The following is a 22336-nucleotide window of genomic DNA, read 5'->3' as shown; positions in this document are numbered from 1 at the left end:
GCTGATATAGTGCGCATATTCTTAGCTAAGCATTCATTTATCTATGGCAACAGCAACCCCAAAGCGTACTAACTCAAAAGCACCGATGTCAAAACCGTCAATTTCAACCGAAAGCAAAACTGAAGCGATGAAAATGGCTAAAGCGACTCAAAAGCCAGGGCAAAGCAAAGATCAAACCAAACTCATCGCCCAGGGGATTGAAAAAGGCATCGCCGAATATAAAAAATTGCAAAAGGGTAAGGCAAGAGAGCGCGATAAAGCCCGTAAACAAGACTTAAGAAGTAAAGCGCGTGAAGCCAGTGAACAAGATCATGACCACAGTAACATTGAAGATCGCGCAGCAAGTCCGTACCTGCCTTGGGGACTGCTCACATTGAGTTGGATTGGCTTTATTATCTACATAATCCTCACTCAATAAGTCACATCTTTACCTTATCTGCCACTTCCTTTCAGAAATTGCACTAATACTAGCCATTAGTGCAATTCCCATTTAGCGCCATATTGTTTAGCATTTGATTTATTTCTAGATTCTGATTTTAAAGTTAGGTGGAGATCTGTTCATAATTTGTCATAAGTTGTCTTATCTCATTCATTGATCTCTCCATCACTATTCACAATATCTATCTATACTTAGCCTATCAAAATATATGGATTAGCTGGAGCACACGGTCATGACTGAGCAATGCCCCCCAAAAGAACAAGTTAGTAGCAAAAAAGATGAGCTAAAAGCATTAGGCTTTATCATCTTTATTTTATTCCCTGCGCTAAGCGTTACCTTGGTTAGCGTATACGGCTTAATTGTCTGGCTAACCTTGACACTTACAGGCGTTCCATCTCACTAATTTCAACAACTTATTTTAAATTCTATTAAGAGGATGCCGTTATGAGATGGTTACTTAACATCTGGCGCACACTAACTAAACCGGCTAAATATCTGACTTTAGGCACTGTAAGTATTTCAGCTTTCCTAATGGGTATTATCTTCTGGGGAGGCTTTAATACTGCACTTGAAGCAACTAACACAGAAGCTTTTTGTATCAGCTGCCACAGTATGGAAAGCATGCCATACCAAGAACTGAAAAAAACGGTGCACTTTTCTAACAATTCTGGCGTGCGTGCGACCTGCCCAGACTGCCACGTACCACATAACTATGGCCGTAAAATTGCCCGTAAGTTAGAAGCCTCTCACGATGTATACGGCTGGTTATTCAATACGGTCAATACGCCTGAAAAGTACAACGCGAAACGCCTCGAAATGGCGAGCCGCGAATGGAAACGATTTGACCGTGACAAGTCTGCAGCCTGTAAAAACTGTCATAACTACGATTCAATGAAGTGGGACACCATGTCTAAGCTTGCAGTTAAGCAAATGAAGCGCGCTGCTGAGACAGACCAAAGTTGTGTTGACTGCCATAAGGGTATTGCACATACGCTACCTGACATGGGTACAGCTCGTGCACCTGAATTGATTGCTGAAGTCGGTCGTGGCATTAGCGGTCTTCAAGTAGGACAAAGCTACTTCACTGCGCTAACCAAGCCACTATTCTTCAACGATAAAACTGACGTTGAAGCGGGTACGCTAAATATCGCAACTAAGGTCAAAGTGCTTGAAGTTGTGGGTACTCGCGCCAAGATTGGTATTGACGGCTGGAGAAAGAAAATCGGTGCTGGCCGCGTGATCTATTACGACTTTGGCTTAAATATCCTTTCAGCTCAGCTCACTAAAGATGCTGCGCTAGAAGAAGGTGTGATTAAGACATTCGAAGAGAAAGAAGATCCTATGACGGGCCTAATTTGGCAACGTGTAGAAGCTGACATTTGGACAGATACTGACTACTTATTATCTGATCTACAGCCACTATGGGATTACGCTCGTAGCACATACGATACCAGCTGTAGTGTATGTCACACTCAACCAGCACCTGCCCACTTTGACGCAAATACTTGGCCAGGCATGTTCCAAGGCATGATCGCATTCGTCAACATGGATCAAGATACGCAAGCTTTGGTGCAGAAGTATTTACAAGAGCATTCATCAACTTTCGATAAGTCGGCTCACTAATAGGACATAATGCAATGAACAGAAGAGACTTTCTAAAAGGCTTAGTAGGAACATCTTATGTCGTACTTAGCGGATCATCAGTACTTGCACCTCTCAATGCGTTAGCAGCATCAGGTGCCGATGCAAGTGACGGCTGGCTTACAACAGGTTCGCACATGGGTGCGTTCAAGATGAAGCGTAAAAATGGCGTGATCTCTGAGGTTATTCCTTTCGATACCGATATGTATCCAACGGATATGATCAACGGCATTAAAGGGTTAGTTTATAACGAATCACGTATTCGCTACCCAATGGTTCGCTTAGACTTTTTATTAAAAGGTCACCAAAGCGACACTAAACAACGTGGTGACTTCCGCTTTGTTCGTGTGACCTGGGACAAAGCACTTGGCTTGTTTAAAGACTCACTCGATCTTATTCAAACAAAATATGGTCCATCAGGACTGCACGCTGGACAAACAGGTTGGCGTGCAACCGGTCAGCTGCACTCATGTACTAGCCACATGCAGCGCGCAGTCGCCATGCACGGTAATTTTGTTAAAAAAGTCGGTGACTACTCAACAGGTGCAGGGCAAACTATTTTGCCTTACGTCTTAGGCTCTACCGAAGTGTATGCACAAGGTACCTCTTGGTCACTGATCCTTGAACACTCTAAAACGATTATTTTATGGTCAAATGATCCATACAAAAACCTACAGGTTGGCTGGAATGCTGAAACCCATGAATCATATGCCTACCTTGCTCAGTTAAAAGAGAAGGTTGCTAAAGGCGAGATCCGTGTTATCAGTATCGACCCTGTTGTTTCCAAAACACAGAAATACCTAGGTTGTGAGCATTTATACATAAACCCACAAACCGACGTGCCATTCATGCTGGCTATTGCCCATGAAATGGTAGAAAAAAACCTACACGATAATGAGTTTATCGAAGGCTATAGCTTAGGCTTTGACAAGTTTTTACCTTATCTAAAAGGCCAAACTGATGGTGTTGAAAAAACACCTGAATGGGCATCAAAAATTTGTGGTGTTTCTCCAGAGATTATCCGTGATCTTGCAAAAGTCATGACCAAGGCCCGCACTCAAATTTTGATGGGTTGGTGTGTACAGCGTCAGCAGCATGGTGAGCAGCCATACTGGATGTCTGCGGTACTTGCGACCATGATAGGCCAAATTGGTTTGCCTGGCGGCGGTATTAGCTATGGCCACCATTACTCAGGTATTGGTATTCCATCTTCAGGTGCCGCGGCGCCAGGTGCGTTTCCACGTAACCTTGACGATGGCCAAAAGCAACTTTTTGATAGCACAGACTTTAAAGGTGCAAGTAGTGTTATTCCTGTTGCCCGTTGGATTGACTCAATTCTTGAACCAGGTAAAACCATCGATGCAAACGGCTCTAAGGTCACCTACCCAGACATTAAGATGATGGTGTTCTCTGGTAACAACCCATGGAACCACCACCAAGACCGTAACCGCATGAAGGAAGCCTTCTTCAAGCTTGAGTGTATTGTGTCTATCGATATGAACTGGACTGCAGCTTGTCGTTTCTCTGATATCGTGCTGCCAGCCTGTACCACGTTCGAACGTAACGATCTCGACGTCTACGGATCTTATGCTAACCGCGGCTTGCTTGCCATGCAGAAAATGGTCGAGCCGCTATACGAGAGTCTGTCAGATTTTGAAATATTCACTCGATTTGCAGCACTGTTAGGCGAAGGTAAAGCACAAGAGTACACTCGCGGCATGACTGAGCATCAGTGGCTAGAGATGCTATACAACGATTGTAAAGCGGCGAATAAAGGCAAGTTTGAAATGCCATCATTTGAAGAGTTCTGGCAAGCTGGCTATGTAAACTTTGGTGAAGGTAAACCTTGGGTTCGCCATCAGGCATTTAGAGACGACCCAGAGATCAATCCATTAGGTACCCCTTCTGGCCTGATTGAGATCTACAGCCGTAAAATAGCTAATTACAAATATGATGACTGCCCAGGCCACCCAACTTGGATGGAAAAGGTTGAACGTAGTCATGGCGGTCCAGGTTCTAAGAAGCACCCAATTTGGTTGCAGTCTTGTCATCCGGACAAACGCTTGCATTCACAAATGTGTGAATCAACCGAGTTCCGTGAAACCTACACAGTTAAAGGGCGTGAGCCAGTATACTTAAACCCAGAAGATGCCAAGAAACGCGGCATTAAATCTGGCGATATTGTACGTGTATTTAACGACCGTGGTCAGCTTATTGCCGGTGCCGTAGTATCGGATAAGTTCCCTGAAGGCGTTATCCGTATTCAAGAGGGTGCTTGGTATGGGCCGGTTGGCAAAGATGGTAGCAAAGAAGGTGGTGCAGAAATTGGCGCGCTAGACAGTTATGGCGATCCAAATACCCTAACACTAGATATCGGTACCTCTAAGCTTGCACAGGCTTGTTCTGCTTATACTTGCCTTGTTGACTACGAAAAGTATCAAGGTAAAGTACCTGCAGTCAGTTCATTCAGTGGTCCGGTTGAGATAGCACTATGAGTACAGATGCTGTAAACGCAGAGTCAATAGAGGTTAACCCAGTTAATCAGGTTCGAAGCACTATTTATCAGTTACTTTCGTCATTGTTTGCGAAAGAAATTGATCATAAAACACTGCATGATTTAACCAGTGAGCAAGCGCAGATTTTCTGGGCACAACTGAGCAGTGAAAGCGCCTTTAAAGCCGATGTAAATACCTTGGTTGCAGAGCTTGCTACGCTTAACACCGATAAGGCACTACTAGAACTTGCTGCTGATTATTGTGGCTTGTTCTTAGTTGGCACTAAATTCAGTGCATCGCCCTACGCAAGCTTGTATTTAGACAACAAGCCAGCAAGAAAAGGCGATGAGCCACTGCTCTTTGGTGAGCAGCATCAGCAGATGAGTGAGTTTTTGAAGCAGAGTCAGCTACAAGTACAAAGCGAGTTTCCAGAGCCTGCCGATCACCTTGCGGTGATCTTGGCTTATGTCGCTCACCTTTGTACCCATAGTGATGACGCTGCTCAGCTCAGCTTTATTCAAGACAACTTAGCTAATTGGCTAAATAACTTTGTGGCTAAAGTCACCGAAGTTGATCATGGTAACTTCTATCAAGCTTTGGCAAGACTCACCTATTCTTGGGTTAAGTCTGATGCCGAATGGTTAGCATCTGAATTAAGCTAACCCCAAAGCTATTACCAAGCGTCTATTAAAAACCGTCCATAAAAAGCGTGAGTGAACTTAAGTTCTCTCACGCTTTTTATGTCTGTTAATCATCTGCTAATCGAGCAGCGAACCTTAATTGATTGCACTTTTACAAACCGTTACGCTCAGATTTTTGCTGCTCTATCCAAGCCTGTAATTGGGCGATTGATGCTTGCCATAATACTTTGAGCATTTCAAGCTCGCTGGCTTGATACTCGCTTAGAGTTAAGCCGGACTTTTCAAGTGCCTTGCACTGCTTTGATAACTCACCTAAGCCCATATTGGCACTACTCCCTTTTAGGGCATGTAATATATGACCAATATCGACACCGTCTTTGAGTAACCTGTTATTGAGTGAATCATCCTTGAATAAATTGTCAAAATGCACCTGACTGGTGTCTTGATAAAGCGTTGCTAGCTCTATTACAGTTTCTAGGCCGAGGTAAGTTAAGTCTTGAGTTAACTGGACTTCATCGAGCAATTGAAAAGGTGAAGGGTGTTTGCCCCCAGAGGGCTCTATACCTGCTGAAGGCTTTTTACCCGCTGAGGGCTCTATATTCGCTGAAGGCTTTTTACCCGCTGATGGCTCTATACTTGCTGACGGCTCTATACTTGCTGAAGGCTCTTTACCTGCTGATGGCTCTGCCTCCCCCAACCAGTTTGATAAGGCTTGCATGTCTAAGGGTTTCATCAAGACTAGGTTAAAGCCTTTTTCATGGTAGTTATCTATATCATCAGCTTGCACCTGCGCGGTAAATGCGGCAATTTCTATCTGATGCTGAGCCTGCTTATTCACCTGCTGCAGCTCTGCCAATAATGCGACCCCAGAACCGTCGCCAAGTTGAATGTCGAGCATGATGGCGTCAAACTGCTCTGCGCTTTGTTGATGGTAAATTTTCCGCGCCGCTTCGCAGCTTTGGGCTAATACTGATGTATGCCCCAAATGGGCTAAGAAGCCTTGAGCTACCATGGCGTTAATTTTATTATCTTCAATCACTAAGATATGTTTGGATTCAACATGCACAGCCGTAGCTTGCAGTTCAATATCGGGTCTATCACAACGCATTAATGGGAGTGAAAAACCAAAGGTACTGCCTTTACCCAGCTCACTCTTTACCCAGACGCCATGATTTTCAGTCTCTGCACCGGTATTCATTAATTCCACAAGCTGCTTACAAATAGCTAAGCCTAAACCTGTACCACGGTCCCGGCCTTTACTCGACTCATTACTGTATGCTTTAAAAAGCTTTTTCATCGCTTTAGCATCAATACCAACACCAGTATCTTGCACGGTAAACAGCAGTTGACTGTCTTTAGCTTCAACCGTGAGCTCAACCATGCCTCGAGGAGTAAACTTAATCGCGTTGCCTAATAAATTAAGCAATACCTGCCTGAGTTTGGGCCCATCGATATAAACCCATTGAGGTAAGCCTGCATGATTGGAGCGCAGCGTTAATCCAGCAAGTCCGGCACCGGCAAGCATAATTGCCACCACTTGATCGAGTAACTCGTTAATATCGACCGCGCGCGGTTCATTAGCGAGTTTTCTCTGCTCTAAGCGAGAGAAGTCTAAAATGTCGTTCAACACGGTTTGCAGCAAGGTACCGCTATATTGAGAGAGTGCTAACATCTGTTGCTGAGCAGCTGGCAAGTTAGAATGCCCAAGCAAGGTTAAGGTACCCAGTAGACCATTAAGCGGCGTACGGATCTCATGACTCATCGTCGCCAAAAACAGCGACTTAGCCTGATTAGCTTGCTCAGCCATATCACGGGCTAACACATGACCTTTGGATTCTTTATCTAGCTGAATATTCGCTTCCGCAAGCTCAAGTGTTCTCGCCTCAACCTTAGCTTCCAACGCTTGTTTATGTTCAAACAATTCGGCAGCGATATCACGTAATTCAGCCTGTAATTTTTGGTTATGGTCAGTTTTCTGTTTAAACGCTTTAATAGCACTCGCCATCGCGGCGAGTTCATCATCACCTTGGGTATCAATGGTTACTGCTGTATTGCCAAGGCTCAGCTGGGCCAACGCCTTAGTCGCCGCATCAAGCTTAAGTGCAATGCCTTTATAAATAACTCTGTAGACCACAAAAAAGATCACCAAAAACATCAATAGCCCTGTCACCCACAGGCCCAACTTTGACCAACTTAGCTGCTTGAGATAGGCACTTCTGGCATTCTCAGCTTCTAAACGTTGCTGCTGCATGGCATTCGCCACCACCTTATTGAGTACATCCAGTTTGTCGGTTATCTGTTGTAGTTGCAGCTCTTGCGCTCGATTGTATTGGGTGTATTCCTGTTGCAATATCATACTTTGCGGTAACTTTTGCAGTAGAGAAAATTGCTTAGATAAGGCTTTGGCGCGATTAGGGTCACGAATAATGGCCGTTAGACTTGTCAGAGAAGAAAGGTATCTTTTCTCAACATCACCAAATGTGCCAGCCACTGCTTTCCCTCTGCTGGCAAGAGGTTTAGCCGGGAGCTGCAAAGGTACACGATTTTGAAAAGAGAGGTCGCGCACCACAGGAGTGGTACGACTGCTCATGTTACCCAGCAGACTATAAATACCGGACTCCAGTTCTGGAGACTGGAACATCTGCCCCATAAGCGCAATGTTATGCACTATTTTTAACGCGCGATTGAGGCGTTCTTGAGTATCTAAATCTTGCTCAATCAATGTATCGAGTAACTGCGCAGTTTTTTCAGCGCCTACCGCCTCGGGGTAAGCTAGGCTCAGCTTAGACAAAATACCCGAATCAACAATAGCGAGCTCCGCCAAGAGTAACTCGGTACTTTTATTGGCCGCATTGACTAACTCTTTGCCCTGCATTTTTAAATTGTAAGCTACCTCAATACGTTGGCCAACCTGCTCACCCAGCTTTGAAATGTCGACAATAATATCCGATGCGCTTTGCTCAAGACTTAAGTCGAAATTCACCTCTAGCGCCTTGAGGATCTGAATTGCACCAACCATGGTCGCGCTTTCAATTGACAACTTACGCCCCACAAACTGACGCTGAGACTCATCTTGTGTCTGGCCTAATTGTTTTGCATTTTCAGCTAAGGCATTACTCGAAAGAGCCAACTCACTGGCCGCTTCTGATGCAGGTAACGCGCGGTTATATAAATATTTATCTGCCTCTTGAACCCAACGCAGACTAATACTCCCTAGGCTAACCAACAGCAGCAATAATAAGGCTAGCAAACCAAAAGCCAGCATAAGGCGACCTGTTAGGCTTTTTGTTGATAGGGATAATTTAGGCAAAGGTGATTTTGGCAAAAACAATACACTCACTGTTATCTGTTAAGCTGGTACAATATTAATCGCTTATTCAGTCGATTCATAGGGATGTTAACCATGGTAAAAATTCTGCTGCAGCGTTTGTTACCCTTTGTTGGCTTATGTTTGTTAAGCCCGCTTTTAACCGCCGCAGAAACAGCCTCACCTTGGTTATTAGAGCAAAGAACGCCCTTTGAGAGCATACAGCAGCAAAGGACTGCAATCGAACTCATACCGCTCACCTCATCTAAAAAAACATGGCGAATTTGTGCGCTCGTACCTCACCTAAAAGACACCTACTGGACCGGAATTAACTACGGATTAGTGCAACAAGCAAAGCAATTAAATCTCGAACTGGCGCTATTCGAAGCCGGTGGTTATTACGGCGTAGACAAGCAGTTAAGCCAGCTCGATAACTGTATGAAACACAACTTTGACGCGATTTTGCTCGGTGGTGTTCGCCCCGATATTTTAGACCTTTACCTGGCCCCAATTAATAAACCCGTTATCGCGCTGGTTAATCGGCTGGCTCACGAAAAAATCAATACTCGCATCGGTGTTAACTGGTATCAGATGGGCTATATTGCTGGTCACTATATTAAACAACAGGCCCACAAGCCTGCCAACCTTGCCTTGTTAACTGGCCCAGATAAATTAGGTGGCAGCGACCTTGTTGAGCAAGGCCTATCTGCAGCGTTAAAAGGCAGCTTAGTTAGCATTAGCGCTATTCACCACGCCGACAATAATCGCAACCTGTACCGTGATGAATTAGAATCCCTACTCAGTAATCAAACTCCAGATTATATTTTAGGTAGTGCTGTAGCCATAGAGGCGGGGGTTAGCATGCTGCGTCAGTATCAGCTAACCGATAAAGTAAAGCTTATCAGCAGCTATTTATCCCCAGCGATATTGCGCGGAATTTATCGTGATAAAGTGGAGTTTAGTAACGACGATCAGGTGGTTCTGCAAGGAAAGTTGGCTATCGACATTACAGTACGAGAACTTGAAGGGGCTAAACCCTTCGGTGATATCGGCCCCAAAATCCACACTCTTTACCCAGGCCATATTAGCAAAAATGTGCTCGAGACCAGTTTACCTCCAGCGGACTATTACCCGATTTACCGAGTAAACATTGAATATTGAGCCTAATAGAACAACGACTTTATAAGCTTGAGATTATCATGGGCGTATGGAGTTGATACCTGCAAGACTATGAACTACGGACTACGGACTACGGCGAATTTTAAATGAGATACTTAATTGAGAAGTTTATATGACTAATATCGTTTATATCGCAACCAGTCTTGATGGCTTTATTGCTGACAGAAATAACAAAATTGACTGGTTACATGATATCCCCAATCCCGATGGTTCAGACTTGGGTTTCAGCGACTTTATGACCAGAGTTGATGCACTGATAATGGGACGAAATACATTAGAGATCGTGCTCAGCTTTGGCATAGACTGGCCCTATACTAAGCCCGTTTTTGTATTAAGTCATACATTAACAGCATTACCCGATGCATTAGAGGGGAAGGTATTCTTAGTGAATGGCCCTCTTAACGAGGTGCTAAAGCAAGTTAAGGCTCAAGGCTATAACAACCTGTATATCGACGGCGGCAAGACCATTCAAAGCTTCTTACAGGAGGACTTGATTGATGAGCTCATCATCACCACGATCCCGATATTACTCGGCGAAGGTATTCCGCTTTTTGGCAAACTCGCATCACCGCTTAAATTTAAGCATGTAAAAGCAGAGCGCTTAGTCGACTGTCTAGTACAAAACAGCTATATAAGGCTGAGATAGCTGCCGCGTAGTTCTATAAAAAGGTAGGGCTAAACGTCACTATATTAGCGCTGAAATACCGTCTAGCGTTGACCTTTAGCTCCGCTTCTGCCCTAAAACCAGTGTAAGCCGAAAGTTCACCATTAATGGCGGTTCCAGGACAAAACCTTCAAATAACAAAATGCCTAATTAGGTATTAATCCTTCACTTTCGCGGCAAATAAGTAGCCTTCACCGTGGATGGTGACAAAGAGCTCAGCTGATAGCTTATTACGCAGTCGACGAATGATCACATCTATGGTTCTGTCGTTAACGTCTTGATCTCTGTGGCTAGTTTGTAGCATTAAACGCTCACGGGATAACACTTGCTGCGGGTGCAATGAAAAGGCGGTTAGCAGTTCAAACTCGGCTTTAGTTAACTTAATTTGCTCACCGTTATGGGTCAATTGCCGGCTATTTAGCTCTAACACATAATCATTAAAGGCAATGATATTGTCATTGGGATCATCTTGCTCTGCACTATCTGCAACCGCCTTTGCCACCAGTGACATGCGCCAGAGTAAGTTCTTTACCCTAACTAACAGTTCTCTTAGCTCGAAAGGTTTGGTGACGTAGTCATCTGCGCCCATCTCTAGGCCAACAATTTTGTCTATGGTTTCATCACGCCCAGTAACCAGAATGATCCCCACATGACTCTTGCTACGCAACTCACGCGCAAGGCTCAATCCATCAACACCGGGCAAATTAATATCAAGCATAACCAAGTCGATATGTTGGCGTTCAAACTCACGCCACATCTGGTCTCCATCTTGAGCTTCGAGCACTTCATAGCCCTCTTTCTCAAAATAACCTTTTAATCTAGCTCTAATGACAGCTTCATCATCGACAACTAGTACTCGGTAACCCATATATCACCTCAACCCTAAACCGCTTTTATCTATAAAAAGTGTCTGCTTAAACGCGGCACATAATATACACAAGTTAACACGTAAAGCGAGCCGTTGAGGTGGGAAGTCACAGATAGCCACAAGTTATAGCGACAAATAAGACACAAAAAAGCCAACTTAAATTAAGTTGGCTTTTAGCGAGTAGTGATTAATTCATCAAAATAGCAATGTCATTAGAAGCTTTTACTGACCCCAAACACGACACGGTCATCGAAGATTTCAGTTTGAGTACCATAAACTAAGTGAGAGTCACCAACTGAACTACCATGGTATCTAAGGTCGAAAGTTAAGCCTACATAGTTAGCTTCGACACCCAAGTTCCAGTGAGTCCAGCCCTCGGCGCCTTCACCATCAAGGTCTTGGTAACCGAGTGAACCTGATAACTTAACGCCATTATTGAAAGCATAGCTTGGGTGAACAGCATAGTTAACACCCTGCCAACCATCAACACCAAACCAATCGTCTAATGTCGGTGTGACTTCAAGCTGAACATTTGCCTGACCAAATTGCTTAGCAACACGCAGCCATAATTCGGTATAGTTTGAATAGGAAGCACCAGGATAAAGATATGAAAATACCATTACGTCATAAGTAAAGCCGCTATCTCCGAAGGCACCCGCTTTACCGATATATGGCGCAGTTACGATCTCAAGGTTTGGATCGGCAAACTTAATGTTTGACGCAAATGCACCTGCGTACCAGCCATCATCATTGCCCCAGCCCAAAGTCCCCTGTACTACAGGTACGTCGCCATCCATCGTTTCGGATTCACCACGGAATACATAGTCAGTTGCAAACTTAACATTACCGCTAATTTGGCCACCGAAAAGTTCGTTGTCATCGGCGGCTACTGCTGAGCCCATACTCGCCATCGCTAGGCCACCAAGCATAATCGCATGTGTAAATTTCATAATCATCATCCCAATTGTTTTCGATCTAAGTTTTAATTTAAAGCTATTAATCACAGCTTTTAATTTACGATTTTATAATCTGAGCTTAGGTAAAAATCTTACTCTCAAGTTATTAATGACCTTGAGAGTAGATATGAACTAAAAAACCAACATTGTGAAAAAATATGAATAGTGCAATTTATCTAAACCCTGTTCAGTTTAGCTGGCCTTCTTCAACAATAACCCCTTTAGCTCCTCAATCTGCCCCTTAAGCTCTGCTACATCGGCAACACTCGCTGGCTTATCCATTGGATCTTGAGGCTCTTGCTCACCGCGCATCGCCGCGGTTTCTTGGGTCATGACATCCAGTACAGCACCCACCATCATATTTAAAAATACAAACGCCGTTAAAAAGATAAAACTTAAATAGTACACCCAGCTCAATGGATACACCGCCATCGTCTCATACATTATCGATGTCCATGATTCGAAGGTAGAGATCCTAAATAGCGTCAACATGGCAACGGACACATCTCCCCACAAGAAATCATTAATGTGAGCGAAGAACATGCTGCCTATAGCGCCGTATATATAGAAAATCACAAACATGAGCAAAGCGATATAGCCCATGCGGGGGATGGCTTTAAGCAAGGCGTTCACCAGCATTCGTAGCTCGGGGATCATCGAGACTAAACGCAACACCCTGAAAATACGTAATAGGCGCGCTAACAATATCGCCGAACCACCAGCTGGAATAAGGCTTCCGATAACAATAATGGTGTCGAAGAGGTTCCAGCCATTGCTAAAAAATCGCTTCGGCCCGTCACTGGCAAGAAAGCGAATAATAAGCTCTATAGCAAAAAACACCGTGATACCGATATCGAGCACCACGAGGCTACTCTCCATCCAACTCGGTAAGTGGTAGGTATGTGCGCCAATCGACAGAGCAGAAACCACAATAACGAAGATAATGAAGCCTTGAAAAAACTTACTGTTATCAATTTTTTTGAGTTTTGACTGTAAGCCAGAAACATTCGCAAGCACGCTGTGCTCCTATTTAAAATGGGATTAAAAAGGCAATAAAACTGCTCTAGACCACGCAAGCAAACGCTACGCTAGCCAAAGGATCGCGCAGTGTAATGAGCAAGGCTTAATTTTGTGTTAAATCAAAGACAGAAAAACGAGATTAGGGAGCGAGAAAGCTCCCTCTGGCTGGATTAGTTAAGTTGAGCTTCGATTTCGGATAAATGCTCCACCACCCATTCACGGTTAATGGCGCCCCAATGGTTAATTTGGTAAAAACCGGCATTATTGCGCTCCCCCTCTTGCACAAACTCACACTCAATCGCGAGATCAGCCAAAGCAACAATAGCGTCTTGCAATGTGCGACGCGGCATTTCGGTGAGCTTATGCAAAGACAGTAAGTTATGTCTTTCACTGTCGATCAGATAGGCAATATATAGCTTTCGTAGCAAAGCCTTTTGCTGCTTAGATGCGGTAAAGTTGAGACTCATAAGGTTCTTATTATTAAGGGCATTGCCGATAAAGTACGTCATTGACAATAAATAACAAGTCGCAAACAGCTCGCACTGGCAAGTAAATCACAATATGTTGCTAAATATGTCTCGCTGTAGCAACAACCTCTGCCATGCTGATATAGTCGATGAAAGGTAAAAAGCGATAACGTTAACGGTGACACATGAATAGTGACACGGACAGTAAACTAGGGCATGAAGTGACTCCTGAACAAAAAGCAGCAATAAAACATCAATCTCACCCCTCAAACCTTGCAGACATGAAGCAGACGAGTATTGCGCTGGAAGATATTGATAATCCTAGCTCAGTGCCTATAGCTGCAAAAGCGCCCACGTCAGAGCCTATCATTACAATCAATCGCAATAGCCATACCCCGATACCAGAAAGTGACTGGCTAAGCTTCGATCAAGTACCACTCGACCCCGTCGATGCCAAGCACTACACCCAAGTGAATATCGAAAGCCTGATATTTAGCTGCTTATTACTGGTTGCCGCATCATTGATAATTATTATTCCCGGTGATTTCTACCTCACAAAAATCCTTGGAGTTAGCACCACAGCATTATTAATCATTAGCCTAGGGAGCTATCTACGCTATCAACATGCCAAGTCCCTTGCTTATGCTGTTTGTGACCACGAACTGATTATGCAGCAAGGCTTTTGGTGGGTTAAACGCACCTCGCTACCCTATTCTAGATTGCAGCACGTTAGCGTGTCTCACGGGCCGCTTGAGCGCCACTTTAACCTCGCCACAATTAAATGTTTCAGTGCTGGTAGCGGCTCAGCAGAAATAGAACTGCCAGGCATAGAGCAGCAAACCGCTGAACGTCTGCGCCAACATTTGTTAGCCCAGGCCGCTAAAGCGAACCAAAAGGCCGCAGCAGAGACTAAATTACAGCAACCTGAGCCAGACCAAGCACAAGCAAGCCAAACGAAAAGTTCACTATTGGCCGCTGATACAACAAGTGCGGCTAAAGAAGAGTCATACGAGAAGAACATGGCAGCTCAGCAAGGCCATAGCGATGACACATAAATTCTCTCAATGGTCGTCGCTTTCAGCCTGGTCAATCATCAGCTTTACCTTGCTCGCCATAAAGCAATTACTCAGCAGTGGTTATGCCATCATCCCTGTCGTTTATACCGGGTGGCAAAAAGGCTTTAGCAGCCATTGGGTTATCATTGCCATTGCAGGGATTATTAGTGCCATCTTTATTTTTAGTGTGCTGCAATGGCTCAAGTTTCGCTTTAAAGTGACTGTCGACAAGCTCATCATCAGGCATGGCATTGTCTTTAAAAAAGCGGACGAGCTACCATTTGCTAAAATCCAAAATGTACGCTTAGAGCAGCCGTTATATTTTCGCCCTGTAGGGCTCTACCGCATTATTGTTGAAACCGCAGGCTCTAAAAATAATGAAGCGGAGCTGTCAGCCCTTGATTATAAAGATGCCCTCGCCCTTAAAAAACAGTTAATGGCTGAGCATGATGCCCATGGACCTCAAAGCGAAATCGCTCAGGTTAACGACCCATCACAAAGCCAACACAAATCTAACCAGGTTAATACGCTTAGCCGTAAAAGCTTAAAACAGCTACTGCTATTTGGATTTTATCAAAATAATGCTATTTGGTTAGCGGTTATTTTAGGCCCTATTTTTGGCCAACTTGACTGGGAGTCAATGGAAAACCTACAGCAAGTTCAGCTGTTTTTAGCTTGGTATGACAGCAATATTGCCAGCCATACTTTGCTACAAATCTTGTTTGCTTGTCTCGCTTTAGTTCTGTTTTACCTGCTATTTTCGATCCTATCGATTACTTCAGCTGTGCTGAAATACTTTCCTTACAAACTCAGCCGTAGCGGCAATACTTTGCACCGTACTGGCGGTATTATTGCTAAACAAAATGATGCTCTGGCAATTAAGCGCATCCAGGTCATTAAATTCTACCAACCGCTAGTCGGCAGGCTCCTTAAGTTATGGACAGTGTATTTTAAACAAGTCCAGGGACATGAAATTGAAAAGCAAGGCAGCAGCAATATGCTTGTCCCTAGTATGTCAGTTAAAAATATTGCTAATTTATTACCACAGCTTAACGGCATCGAAGCCACCTCGCTGCAGCTACCTAATCGCTATCAAGGGATCCACTTAGGTTGGTTTTGGCGTCGAGGTTTATTACCATTATTAGTCCCCGCTATTAACACTTACTTTTTAGGCTTAAACCTCTTTACCGATATTTTATGGCTTGCAGCTGGATTATTCAGCCTTGGTATTTATCTTAAGTACCGTCAGTATGGTTATCTACTTAAAGATAATAACCTTTGGTTTCACTCAGGTTTACTCGGCCATAGTTGGCAACTCATTGCACTTAGCAAAGTGCAGCATGTTGCAATTTCTCAATCGCCAAATCAAAAACGCAGTGGTTTAGCAAACCTTGAAATTGGCCTTGCGAGTGGTACAGTAAAACTGCCTTATATTTCAATCACAGTGGCGCGAGACATTGCAGAGCGATCACTTGCGCTGATTAATAACGATCATCGAAATTGGATATAGCCATGAACACACCTGTACCAGCAAAGATACCAGCTCATTCCATGACACCTGACATGATTATTCATTTCTGGTTTGAAGAGATTGAACCTAAGCAGTGGTGGATAAAAGACCTAGAGTTTGATGCCTTAATTGAGCAGCGATATGCAGACTTATTAGCCGCTGCCATGCAAGGAGAGCTATATCATTGGCGCACCACACCTGAGGGACGATTGGCTGAAATCATCGTCTTAGATCAGTTCTCTCGCAACATCTACCGCGGCACCCCACAGTCTTTTGCAGCCGATCCTATTGCGCTGGTGCTTGCTCAAGAAGCGGTAGCACTTAAAATCGACTCCGAACTTAAGGGCAAACAGGTGCCTTTTTTGTTTATGCCCTATATGCACAGCGAATCATCAGTCATACATGAGGTTGCCTTAAGGTTGTTTGGCCGAGAAGCCGCTCAGGGCAATTTAGATTTCGAAATTAAACATAAAGCAATTATCGACCAATTTGGTCGCTACCCGCACAGAAACGCAATTTTAAAGCGTGAATCCACCGCTGAGGAAATCGCCTTTTTACAACAGCCAGGTTCAAGCTTTTAGCTCTGCATGTTTATGCAGCCCGCTAGACGCCAGCGTAAACTTAGTCTTAGTTATAGGCTTAGTCATAGCCTTAAGCTTAGCTGCACAATAAAGCCGCCTCAGGTCATTACCCGAGGCGGCTTTATTTGCCAATAGGCTTCGATCGTCAGATCTGAGCCCAAATAGTCAGTGTGAGGCTAAATGAAGCTTGTTAAGTTAAGCTTACTTCACCACCAGCACTGGGCACTTAGCTTTGTTGGCTAACCCTTCTGCGATATTAGGGCTTAATAAGTGCGAAATTCCCTTACGGCCATGGCTGGCGATAACGATCATACCCACCTCGCCCACTTCAGCCTCCTCAAGCAGCTCTTCTAAGGTATCACCTTTACGCATTACGGTTTTCACGGTTAGACCATGGTTTAATTCCGCTTGGATCTGCAGCTGTAACTTCTCAAGATTTTCACGTGCTGCAACCTCTATCTGCTTTTCTAACTTCTCTGCTGATTCAACTGCAATGCCGTAATAATGTTCACTAAAAGGCTCACTCATTACATGTACCAGTCGTAAACTCACACCATATAGGTTTGCCATCTCAATCGCATAACGTTGTGCATGAGATGCCGTTAGGGAAAAATCCGTCGGACATAAAATTTGTCGGGTACGCATAACCTCTCCTCAATCAAACCTTAACGAGCTTGATTGCTTTAATCATCAAAGGCTCACTGCATTAGAGCAACAGTGAACAATTTACAGAAAGCGACTTTCTGTTAGCTTCAAACAACTAGCATGCGCTAACAACCTATGTTTCTAACAACTTATGCTTCTAACGGTTAGCGCGATATCTTATCGCATGCTATTTCACTACCAATACCGGGCACAGAGCACGGTTAGCCACAGCTTCTGAAACGTTAGAATGTAAAAAATGCGACAGTCCGGTGCGGCCATGACTGGCAATGACTATCATTCCAGATTCCGAGCCCTCGGCCTCTTTAAGGATCTGCTCAGCGGCGCTGCCGTGACGAATAACCGACTCAACTGAAAGCTCACTATTGAGCTCGGTTAATAACTGTTTCATATTCTCAGCAGCGTTGTCTTCCATACTCTGTGCGAGCTCTTCAGGCGTGACGGTAAGAATTTGATAGTTATCAACCCCCATTGGCTGCTCAATGACATGCACGATACGTAGACCCACATGATATAGATTCGCCATTTCTATCGCATACTTTAGTGCATGAGAAGCAGTGTCTGAAAAATCCGTTGGACATAAGATTTGACGACTACGCATAATTATTTCCTCCAAACATTATTCGCTTGCTATCGCCATGATAAATACTGCGTTATGGCAAAGACTTAATACTATTATTTTATGTAATCACGAAAACGTAACGTAACGCTATTTCCTCACATTAAGGTTAGTCATTAAGCCACTCACGCGCCTCTTTTTTACGCTCAAAGAACTTAGCATCGCCAGGAGTAAACCAATCCGCAATTTTTGCCATCCAATGCTGGACGCGCCCCTCACCGACAATCGCTATCTTCTTAAACGCTTTGCCATGAGCAATGCCGACCTTTAGATCATCCCATGCGGCGCGTAACTCCCAACCATCCAGTTCAGAGATATCTGCTAGCAGATTGATTTCTGGGGCTTCAACACCTGCAATCGCAGATTCAAGCATAGGAACCATGTATTCATAATCTTCATGGGTTAGCTTACCAACAGCAACAAACGTCATGTAAAACGTGTTACCACTGCGTTCAATTCCAACTGATACACCATGTCTATCTTGACTCATTTGATGATCCTTTTTTATGAATAATGTTTGCTTTTACTTACCTCAATTCTAGAACTCTCACGATGATTAAATTTGATCTCGGTCACGATTTAAACTGATATTTGCTCTTTAAACAAAACTTCATTATCATTAGACCGACTAATCAGTCGGTCACTTTAAAGCCACCTCTGGAGCTCAGCTAATGAATTTGCATATCGATAATAAGACTGCTCAACCACTCTCACAGATGCTAATCAAACAGCGTAGCTGCTATGTAAATCAACCCGCACCAAGCTATGACGCCAGAGTTGAACATCTCAAAAGCCTTAAAGCCGCCATACTTAACTATCAAGACCAACTCGTAGAAGCCCTAAACCGCGACTACGGCAACCGCTCAATAGATGACAGCATGATCTCTGACATCATGCCTTGTATTAACAACATTAATTACAGCCTAAAACATCTTAAGAAGTGGATGAAACCTAGCTCTCGTCACGCGGGTTTATTATTAGCGCCAGCTAAAATCAAAGTTCATTACCAGCCATTAGGGGTCGTTGGTATTATCGTGCCATGGAACTTCCCCATCATGCTCTCTGTAGGGCCGCTGATAACTGCGCTGGCAGCGGGTAACCGCGCGATGATTAAATTGTCTGAGTTTACCCCTGAAACCAACCAAGTCATTAAGACTATGCTCAGCAGTATCTTTGATGACACTCACGTAGTGTGCATCGAAGGGGAAGCCGAGGTCGCGGCAGAATTTTCAGCACTACCCTTCGACCACATACTGTTTACCGGCTCAACCACTGTTGGTCGCCATGTGATGCGCGCCGCAGCTGACAACCTCACCCCGGTGACCCTTGAACTGGGTGGTAAGTCTCCGGTTATTGTTGCTGATGATATCGACATGGATATCGCCGTTGAACGTATGATCTATGGTAAATGCTTAAATGCGGGGCAAATTTGTGTCGCTCCAGATTATGTTCTAGTGCCACGTAACAAGGTGGATAGTTTTATCCAAGCTTATAAGAATAAGTTCACTCGCATGTACGGTAAGGTCAGCGACAATAAAGATTATGGCAGTGTGATCAATCAACGCCAATTCGACCGTATTATGCATGTACTCGAAGATGCTAAAGCCAAAGGCGCTACGATTATTAGCGCGAACGATGAAGCCATTAATACTGATAAGCGTAAGGTGCCAACTCAACTTATCCAAAACAGTTCAGATGATATGTTGTTGCTACAAGAAGAGATTTTTGGCCCACTATTACCCGTGATCCCATACGACAACCTAGAAGAGGCTATCGCTTATATCAATCAGCGCCCTCGCCCACTGGCCTTGTACCTGATGAGCTTTAATAAAGACACCCAGCAACGGGTTCTGGCAAACACTCACTCTGGTGGCGTCTGTATTAACGAAACCGTTTTTCACGTAGCAGCTGATGATGCACCTTTTGGTGGTATCGGCCCATCGGGTATGGGGCATTATCACGGTAAAGAAGGCTTCTTAACCCTAAGCCATGCAAAAACAGTACTTAGCCGCGGAAAATACCTCAATACAGGTAAACTGGTGCATCCGCCTTACGGTGGCATTATTCAACGCATCCTGATGAAATTTTTCTTACGTTAAGCTTTTATTTTATAGACTTACGTTTATTAAGCATAAAGCTTACAAGCTTTAACCTTGTAAGCTTTGCTCTTCACTGTTGCAGTAGGTAACCCATTTAATGAGTCGTATCGACAAGAAACAAGCCATATTGAACACAGCGCTGACGCTGTTTGTCAGCCAAGGGGTTTATGCAACGTCGACCGCTTCCATAGCCAAGCAAGCCGGCGTTGCCACTGGCACCCTATTTCATCATTTTGCTTCAAAAGAGGAGCTAATGAATCACCTGTTCCTGTCTATCAAGCAGGAGTTTGCCGATGCTATTCAGTCACAAATCACTCAAACGGGTGATTTGAAATCCGATACTCAGCACCTGTGGCAAGTTGCCATAAATTGGGCGATGAACAACCCATTAAAACAAGAGTTTTTCCAGCAATACTCTATGTCTCCGTCGATTTCATCAGAGGTTAGACTGCAGGCCATGCACAGTATTTTGGGCTTTATGGGTGAGCTCATTGAGCAGGGGCAAAAAATAGGTGTGCTAGCACATTATCCACTACCCTTGATGTTAGAGAGTTGCCATGGCCAATATATTGCTGCCACGCGCTACTTTCTAGATAATCCACAAGCATGGCAAGACGGGCCACATAAGCAGGCAAGCTTTGCAATGTTTTGGAATGCGATGAAAGCCTAAGGGCTGTTATTCTTGCAAGCTTAATTCTTGTTCGAATTTAATCGTTTTAGTGCAAGGCTTAAGCGTTAGGTAGCCACAAGCTCACACATAAGCCTTTATCGTCACGATTATGTAGGCTTATTCGTCCATCATGGGCTTCAATAATTTCTCTACATAATGGCAGCCCTAACCCCGTGCCAGACTGCTTGGTTGAGTAAAAAGGCAGCAATGCTTGCCTTAATACATCAGCCGACATCCCCGAGCCAGCATCCTTAACTTCGATGCATAACTCTTGATTGGGATCGGATGCGCTCGACTCTTTGATCTCTAGGGTAATCTTATCAATATCAGAACCCGACTCATGGGCATTTTTAAGCAGGTTTAGTAGTACCTGCTCCATCTGGATCAGGTCAACATTAACGGGTCTTTTAGGAAATTCACCGTGTAACTCAAACTGGTAATGCTGCTTAAGTTGCTCAGTTAAAGTGTGCCAATCGACGCATGTTTTGTTCGGTAATGATAATTTAGCAAATCGAGCGTAGTTAAATATAAACTGGCTCAGGTGGCTGGTTCTATCTTCAATGGTATCGAAGATCAGCTTTAACTTAGGGTCGTTGAGATCTTTGGTGATCATACGGCCAGAGTTGACCATAGAAGCAATGGGAGCAACCGAATTATTCAACTCATGACTGATAATACGGATCACTTTTTTCCATACCGCCACTTCTTGGCGATTAAGCTCTCGGGTCATCTGCTTTAATAGTATTAAGTGATGAAACTGACCGTTAAGCAAAAACTGTCCACGAGATAGGTGCCATGTCTCAACATCACTATTTTCAGTGTCACTACTCAGTGAAAACAACCCATCTTTCGGATTGTTTAGCGCGCTAACGAGTTCCTGAGAGGCCCCTTGTAACAAACTCTCTAAGCTCATCCCTTCGATATGTAAACCATTATGAAACAAGTGCCTTGCCGCATCATTTGCGTAAATAATCCGCTGTTGGTCATCGAGCAGTAACATCACATTAGGCGAGCTTTGTATGACCTTATCGAGTAGCAGTTCACGTTGATAGATATACTGCCGCTCTTTACGCAATGTCTGAGCAGACTCATTAAACAGGCTTGATAATGCCTTTAATTGACGATCACCACTCACCGGAATGCTCACGCTGAAGTCGTTATCTTTAAAGTTAAGTAAGCCAACTTCAAGTGCCATTAAGCTTGTTGCCAGACTACGAGTACCGATATAACTTATCGCCACCGTCAACAATATCGCTAAAGTAAATAACAACATATACAGCCAAGAGTCTGCCGCAATCGCCTGCTGTACCTCAGTTGATGCAAACCATAGTAAGCCAGTAAATGCCAACAACAGCCCCGCAGCGCACGCTAATACGGCACTGCCTATCAGCTTCCCCCTTAATGACACTGTGATAAATTAACTCCTAATTGTTGTTCATGATGTTCGCTGGTTATTTGCCGG

At 44.1% G+C, this 22336-nt stretch carries 21 protein-coding genes; 12 read left to right on the top strand and 9 right to left on the bottom strand.

All coding sequences use genetic code 11. The features are described from left to right. Positions 1 to 43: 43 nt before the first annotated feature. The 5 genes from ACVBJC_RS03740 to torD all read left to right on the top strand — a co-directional run bounded on the left by ACVBJC_RS03740 (position 44) and on the right by torD (position 5237). Positions 44 to 418 carry a DUF2956 domain-containing protein gene (locus ACVBJC_RS03740; RefSeq protein WP_447159539.1) on the top strand — a complete coding sequence of 125 codons (375 nt, stop codon included), beginning with the start codon at positions 44 to 46 and terminating at the stop codon, positions 416 to 418. A gap of 253 nt (positions 419 to 671) precedes the next feature. Then, on the top strand, positions 672 to 842 hold the full coding sequence (locus tag ACVBJC_RS03735; RefSeq protein WP_447159538.1) for a periplasmic nitrate reductase, NapE protein: 171 nt from the start codon (positions 672 to 674) through the stop codon (positions 840 to 842). A gap of 41 nt (positions 843 to 883) precedes the next feature. Then, positions 884 to 2062: a pentaheme c-type cytochrome TorC gene (gene torC, locus ACVBJC_RS03730; RefSeq protein WP_447159537.1), complete on the top strand. Its 1179-nt coding sequence runs from the start codon at positions 884 to 886 to the stop codon at positions 2060 to 2062. 14 nt (positions 2063 to 2076) lie between these two features. Beyond that, positions 2077 to 4575, top strand: a complete 2499-nt coding sequence (torA, locus tag ACVBJC_RS03725; RefSeq protein ID WP_447159536.1) for a trimethylamine-N-oxide reductase TorA — start codon at positions 2077 to 2079, stop codon at positions 4573 to 4575. Further along, complete coding sequence (torD, locus tag ACVBJC_RS03720) at positions 4572 to 5237, top strand: molecular chaperone TorD (protein WP_447159535.1); 666 nt, start codon at positions 4572 to 4574, stop codon at positions 5235 to 5237. Before torA ends, torD begins: the two co-directional genes overlap by 4 nt. 130 nt (positions 5238 to 5367) lie before the next feature. Here the strand turns inward: torD and torS are convergent, their stop codons facing one another. Beyond that, a complete protein-coding gene (torS, locus tag ACVBJC_RS03715) occupies positions 5368 to 8481 on the bottom strand; it encodes a TMAO reductase system sensor histidine kinase/response regulator TorS (RefSeq protein WP_447159534.1) in 3114 nt (1037 codons plus the stop codon). 138 nt (positions 8482 to 8619) lie between these two features. Here torS and torT point away from each other — a divergent pair, with 138 nt between their 5' ends. Together torT and ACVBJC_RS03705 are read left to right on the top strand one after the other, a co-directional pair. Then, positions 8620 to 9684 (top strand): TMAO reductase system periplasmic protein TorT, encoded by a 1065-nt coding sequence (torT, locus tag ACVBJC_RS03710; RefSeq protein WP_447159533.1) that lies wholly within the window; start codon positions 8620 to 8622, stop codon positions 9682 to 9684. Between the two features lie 130 nt (positions 9685 to 9814). Then, positions 9815 to 10348, top strand: a complete 534-nt coding sequence (locus ACVBJC_RS03705; protein WP_447159532.1) for a dihydrofolate reductase family protein — start codon at positions 9815 to 9817, stop codon at positions 10346 to 10348. Positions 10349 to 10523: 175 nt separating this feature from the next. Here the strand turns inward: ACVBJC_RS03705 and torR are convergent, their stop codons facing one another. The 4 genes from torR to ACVBJC_RS03685 all read right to left on the bottom strand — a co-directional run bounded on the left by torR (position 10524) and on the right by ACVBJC_RS03685 (position 13677). Then, complete coding sequence (torR, locus tag ACVBJC_RS03700) at positions 10524 to 11234, bottom strand: two-component system response regulator TorR (protein ID WP_447159531.1); 711 nt, start codon at positions 11232 to 11234, stop codon at positions 10524 to 10526. A gap of 212 nt (positions 11235 to 11446) precedes the next feature. After that, a complete protein-coding gene (locus ACVBJC_RS03695; protein WP_447159530.1) occupies positions 11447 to 12184 on the bottom strand; it encodes a TorF family putative porin in 738 nt (245 codons plus the stop codon). A gap of 198 nt (positions 12185 to 12382) precedes the next feature. Further along, complete coding sequence (locus ACVBJC_RS03690) at positions 12383 to 13207, bottom strand: ion transporter (protein ID WP_447159529.1); 825 nt, start codon at positions 13205 to 13207, stop codon at positions 12383 to 12385. Positions 13208 to 13380: 173 nt separating this feature from the next. After that, the gene (locus tag ACVBJC_RS03685) at positions 13381 to 13677 is read right to left on the bottom strand and encodes a winged helix-turn-helix domain-containing protein (protein WP_447159528.1); all 297 of its coding nucleotides are present in this window, start codon (positions 13675 to 13677) and stop codon (positions 13381 to 13383) included. Between the two features lie 185 nt (positions 13678 to 13862). Here ACVBJC_RS03685 and ACVBJC_RS03680 point away from each other — a divergent pair, with 185 nt between their 5' ends. Genes ACVBJC_RS03680 through ACVBJC_RS03670 form a run of 3 tightly spaced genes read left to right on the top strand, consistent with a single transcriptional unit; the run spans position 13863 to position 16823 of the window. Then, positions 13863 to 14732: a PH domain-containing protein gene (locus ACVBJC_RS03680; RefSeq protein WP_447159527.1), complete on the top strand. Its 870-nt coding sequence runs from the start codon at positions 13863 to 13865 to the stop codon at positions 14730 to 14732. Beyond that, positions 14722 to 16242, top strand: coding sequence for a PH domain-containing protein (locus ACVBJC_RS03675; protein ID WP_447159526.1), 1521 nt, complete (start codon positions 14722 to 14724; stop codon positions 16240 to 16242). The genes ACVBJC_RS03680 and ACVBJC_RS03675 overlap by 11 nt, the downstream gene beginning before the upstream one ends. Before the next feature lie 2 nt (positions 16243 to 16244). Then, positions 16245 to 16823, top strand: coding sequence for a DUF924 family protein (locus tag ACVBJC_RS03670; protein ID WP_447159525.1), 579 nt, complete (start codon positions 16245 to 16247; stop codon positions 16821 to 16823). Positions 16824 to 17024: 201 nt separating this feature from the next. Here the strand turns inward: ACVBJC_RS03670 and ACVBJC_RS03665 are convergent, their stop codons facing one another. The 3 genes from ACVBJC_RS03665 to ACVBJC_RS03655 all read right to left on the bottom strand — a co-directional run bounded on the left by ACVBJC_RS03665 (position 17025) and on the right by ACVBJC_RS03655 (position 18595). After that, positions 17025 to 17468, bottom strand: a complete 444-nt coding sequence (locus ACVBJC_RS03665) for a universal stress protein (protein WP_447159524.1) — start codon at positions 17466 to 17468, stop codon at positions 17025 to 17027. A gap of 187 nt (positions 17469 to 17655) precedes the next feature. After that, positions 17656 to 18087, bottom strand: a complete 432-nt coding sequence (locus ACVBJC_RS03660; RefSeq protein ID WP_447159523.1) for a universal stress protein — start codon at positions 18085 to 18087, stop codon at positions 17656 to 17658. 127 nt (positions 18088 to 18214) lie between these two features. Further along, positions 18215 to 18595, bottom strand: a complete 381-nt coding sequence (locus tag ACVBJC_RS03655) for an STAS/SEC14 domain-containing protein (RefSeq protein ID WP_447159522.1) — start codon at positions 18593 to 18595, stop codon at positions 18215 to 18217. A 181-nt stretch (positions 18596 to 18776) separates the two neighbouring features. Here ACVBJC_RS03655 and ACVBJC_RS03650 point away from each other — a divergent pair, with 181 nt between their 5' ends. Both ACVBJC_RS03650 and ACVBJC_RS03645 read left to right on the top strand, forming a co-directional pair. Further along, complete coding sequence (locus ACVBJC_RS03650; RefSeq protein WP_447159521.1) at positions 18777 to 20204, top strand: coniferyl aldehyde dehydrogenase; 1428 nt, start codon at positions 18777 to 18779, stop codon at positions 20202 to 20204. 97 nt (positions 20205 to 20301) lie between these two features. After that, positions 20302 to 20874: a TetR family transcriptional regulator gene (locus tag ACVBJC_RS03645; RefSeq protein WP_447159520.1), complete on the top strand. Its 573-nt coding sequence runs from the start codon at positions 20302 to 20304 to the stop codon at positions 20872 to 20874. Between the two features lie 58 nt (positions 20875 to 20932). Here the strand turns inward: ACVBJC_RS03645 and ACVBJC_RS03640 are convergent, their stop codons facing one another. Then, a complete protein-coding gene (locus ACVBJC_RS03640; protein WP_447159519.1) occupies positions 20933 to 22282 on the bottom strand; it encodes a sensor histidine kinase in 1350 nt (449 codons plus the stop codon). Positions 22283 to 22336 lie beyond the last annotated feature (54 nt).

It is taken from the genome of Shewanella sp. 0m-6, assembly GCF_052977325.1.
This window is presented reverse-complemented; position numbering and strand designations above follow the sequence as displayed.

Coding starts and splice junctions, on each gene's coding strand:
- ACVBJC_RS03740 (WP_447159539.1), top strand. CDS start 44: ATGGCAACAGCAACCCCAAAGCGTACTAACTCAAAAGCACCGATGTCA.
- ACVBJC_RS03735 (WP_447159538.1), top strand. CDS start 672: ATGACTGAGCAATGCCCCCCAAAAGAACAAGTTAGTAGCAAAAAAGAT.
- torC (WP_447159537.1), top strand. CDS start 884: ATGAGATGGTTACTTAACATCTGGCGCACACTAACTAAACCGGCTAAA.
- torA (WP_447159536.1), top strand. CDS start 2,077: ATGAACAGAAGAGACTTTCTAAAAGGCTTAGTAGGAACATCTTATGTC.
- torD (WP_447159535.1), top strand. CDS start 4,572: ATGAGTACAGATGCTGTAAACGCAGAGTCAATAGAGGTTAACCCAGTT.
- torS (WP_447159534.1), bottom strand. CDS start 8,481: ATGCTGGCTTTTGGTTTGCTAGCCTTATTATTGCTGCTGTTGGTTAGC.
- torT (WP_447159533.1), top strand. CDS start 8,620: ATGGTAAAAATTCTGCTGCAGCGTTTGTTACCCTTTGTTGGCTTATGT.
- ACVBJC_RS03705 (WP_447159532.1), top strand. CDS start 9,815: ATGACTAATATCGTTTATATCGCAACCAGTCTTGATGGCTTTATTGCT.
- torR (WP_447159531.1), bottom strand. CDS start 11,234: ATGGGTTACCGAGTACTAGTTGTCGATGATGAAGCTGTCATTAGAGCT.
- ACVBJC_RS03695 (WP_447159530.1), bottom strand. CDS start 12,184: ATGAAATTTACACATGCGATTATGCTTGGTGGCCTAGCGATGGCGAGT.
- ACVBJC_RS03685 (WP_447159528.1), bottom strand. CDS start 13,677: ATGAGTCTCAACTTTACCGCATCTAAGCAGCAAAAGGCTTTGCTACGA.
- ACVBJC_RS03680 (WP_447159527.1), top strand. CDS start 13,863: ATGAATAGTGACACGGACAGTAAACTAGGGCATGAAGTGACTCCTGAA.
- ACVBJC_RS03675 (WP_447159526.1), top strand. CDS start 14,722: ATGACACATAAATTCTCTCAATGGTCGTCGCTTTCAGCCTGGTCAATC.
- ACVBJC_RS03670 (WP_447159525.1), top strand. CDS start 16,245: ATGAACACACCTGTACCAGCAAAGATACCAGCTCATTCCATGACACCT.
- ACVBJC_RS03665 (WP_447159524.1), bottom strand. CDS start 17,468: ATGCGTACCCGACAAATTTTATGTCCGACGGATTTTTCCCTAACGGCA.
- ACVBJC_RS03660 (WP_447159523.1), bottom strand. CDS start 18,087: ATGCGTAGTCGTCAAATCTTATGTCCAACGGATTTTTCAGACACTGCT.
- ACVBJC_RS03655 (WP_447159522.1), bottom strand. CDS start 18,595: ATGAGTCAAGATAGACATGGTGTATCAGTTGGAATTGAACGCAGTGGT.
- ACVBJC_RS03650 (WP_447159521.1), top strand. CDS start 18,777: ATGAATTTGCATATCGATAATAAGACTGCTCAACCACTCTCACAGATG.
- ACVBJC_RS03645 (WP_447159520.1), top strand. CDS start 20,302: ATGAGTCGTATCGACAAGAAACAAGCCATATTGAACACAGCGCTGACG.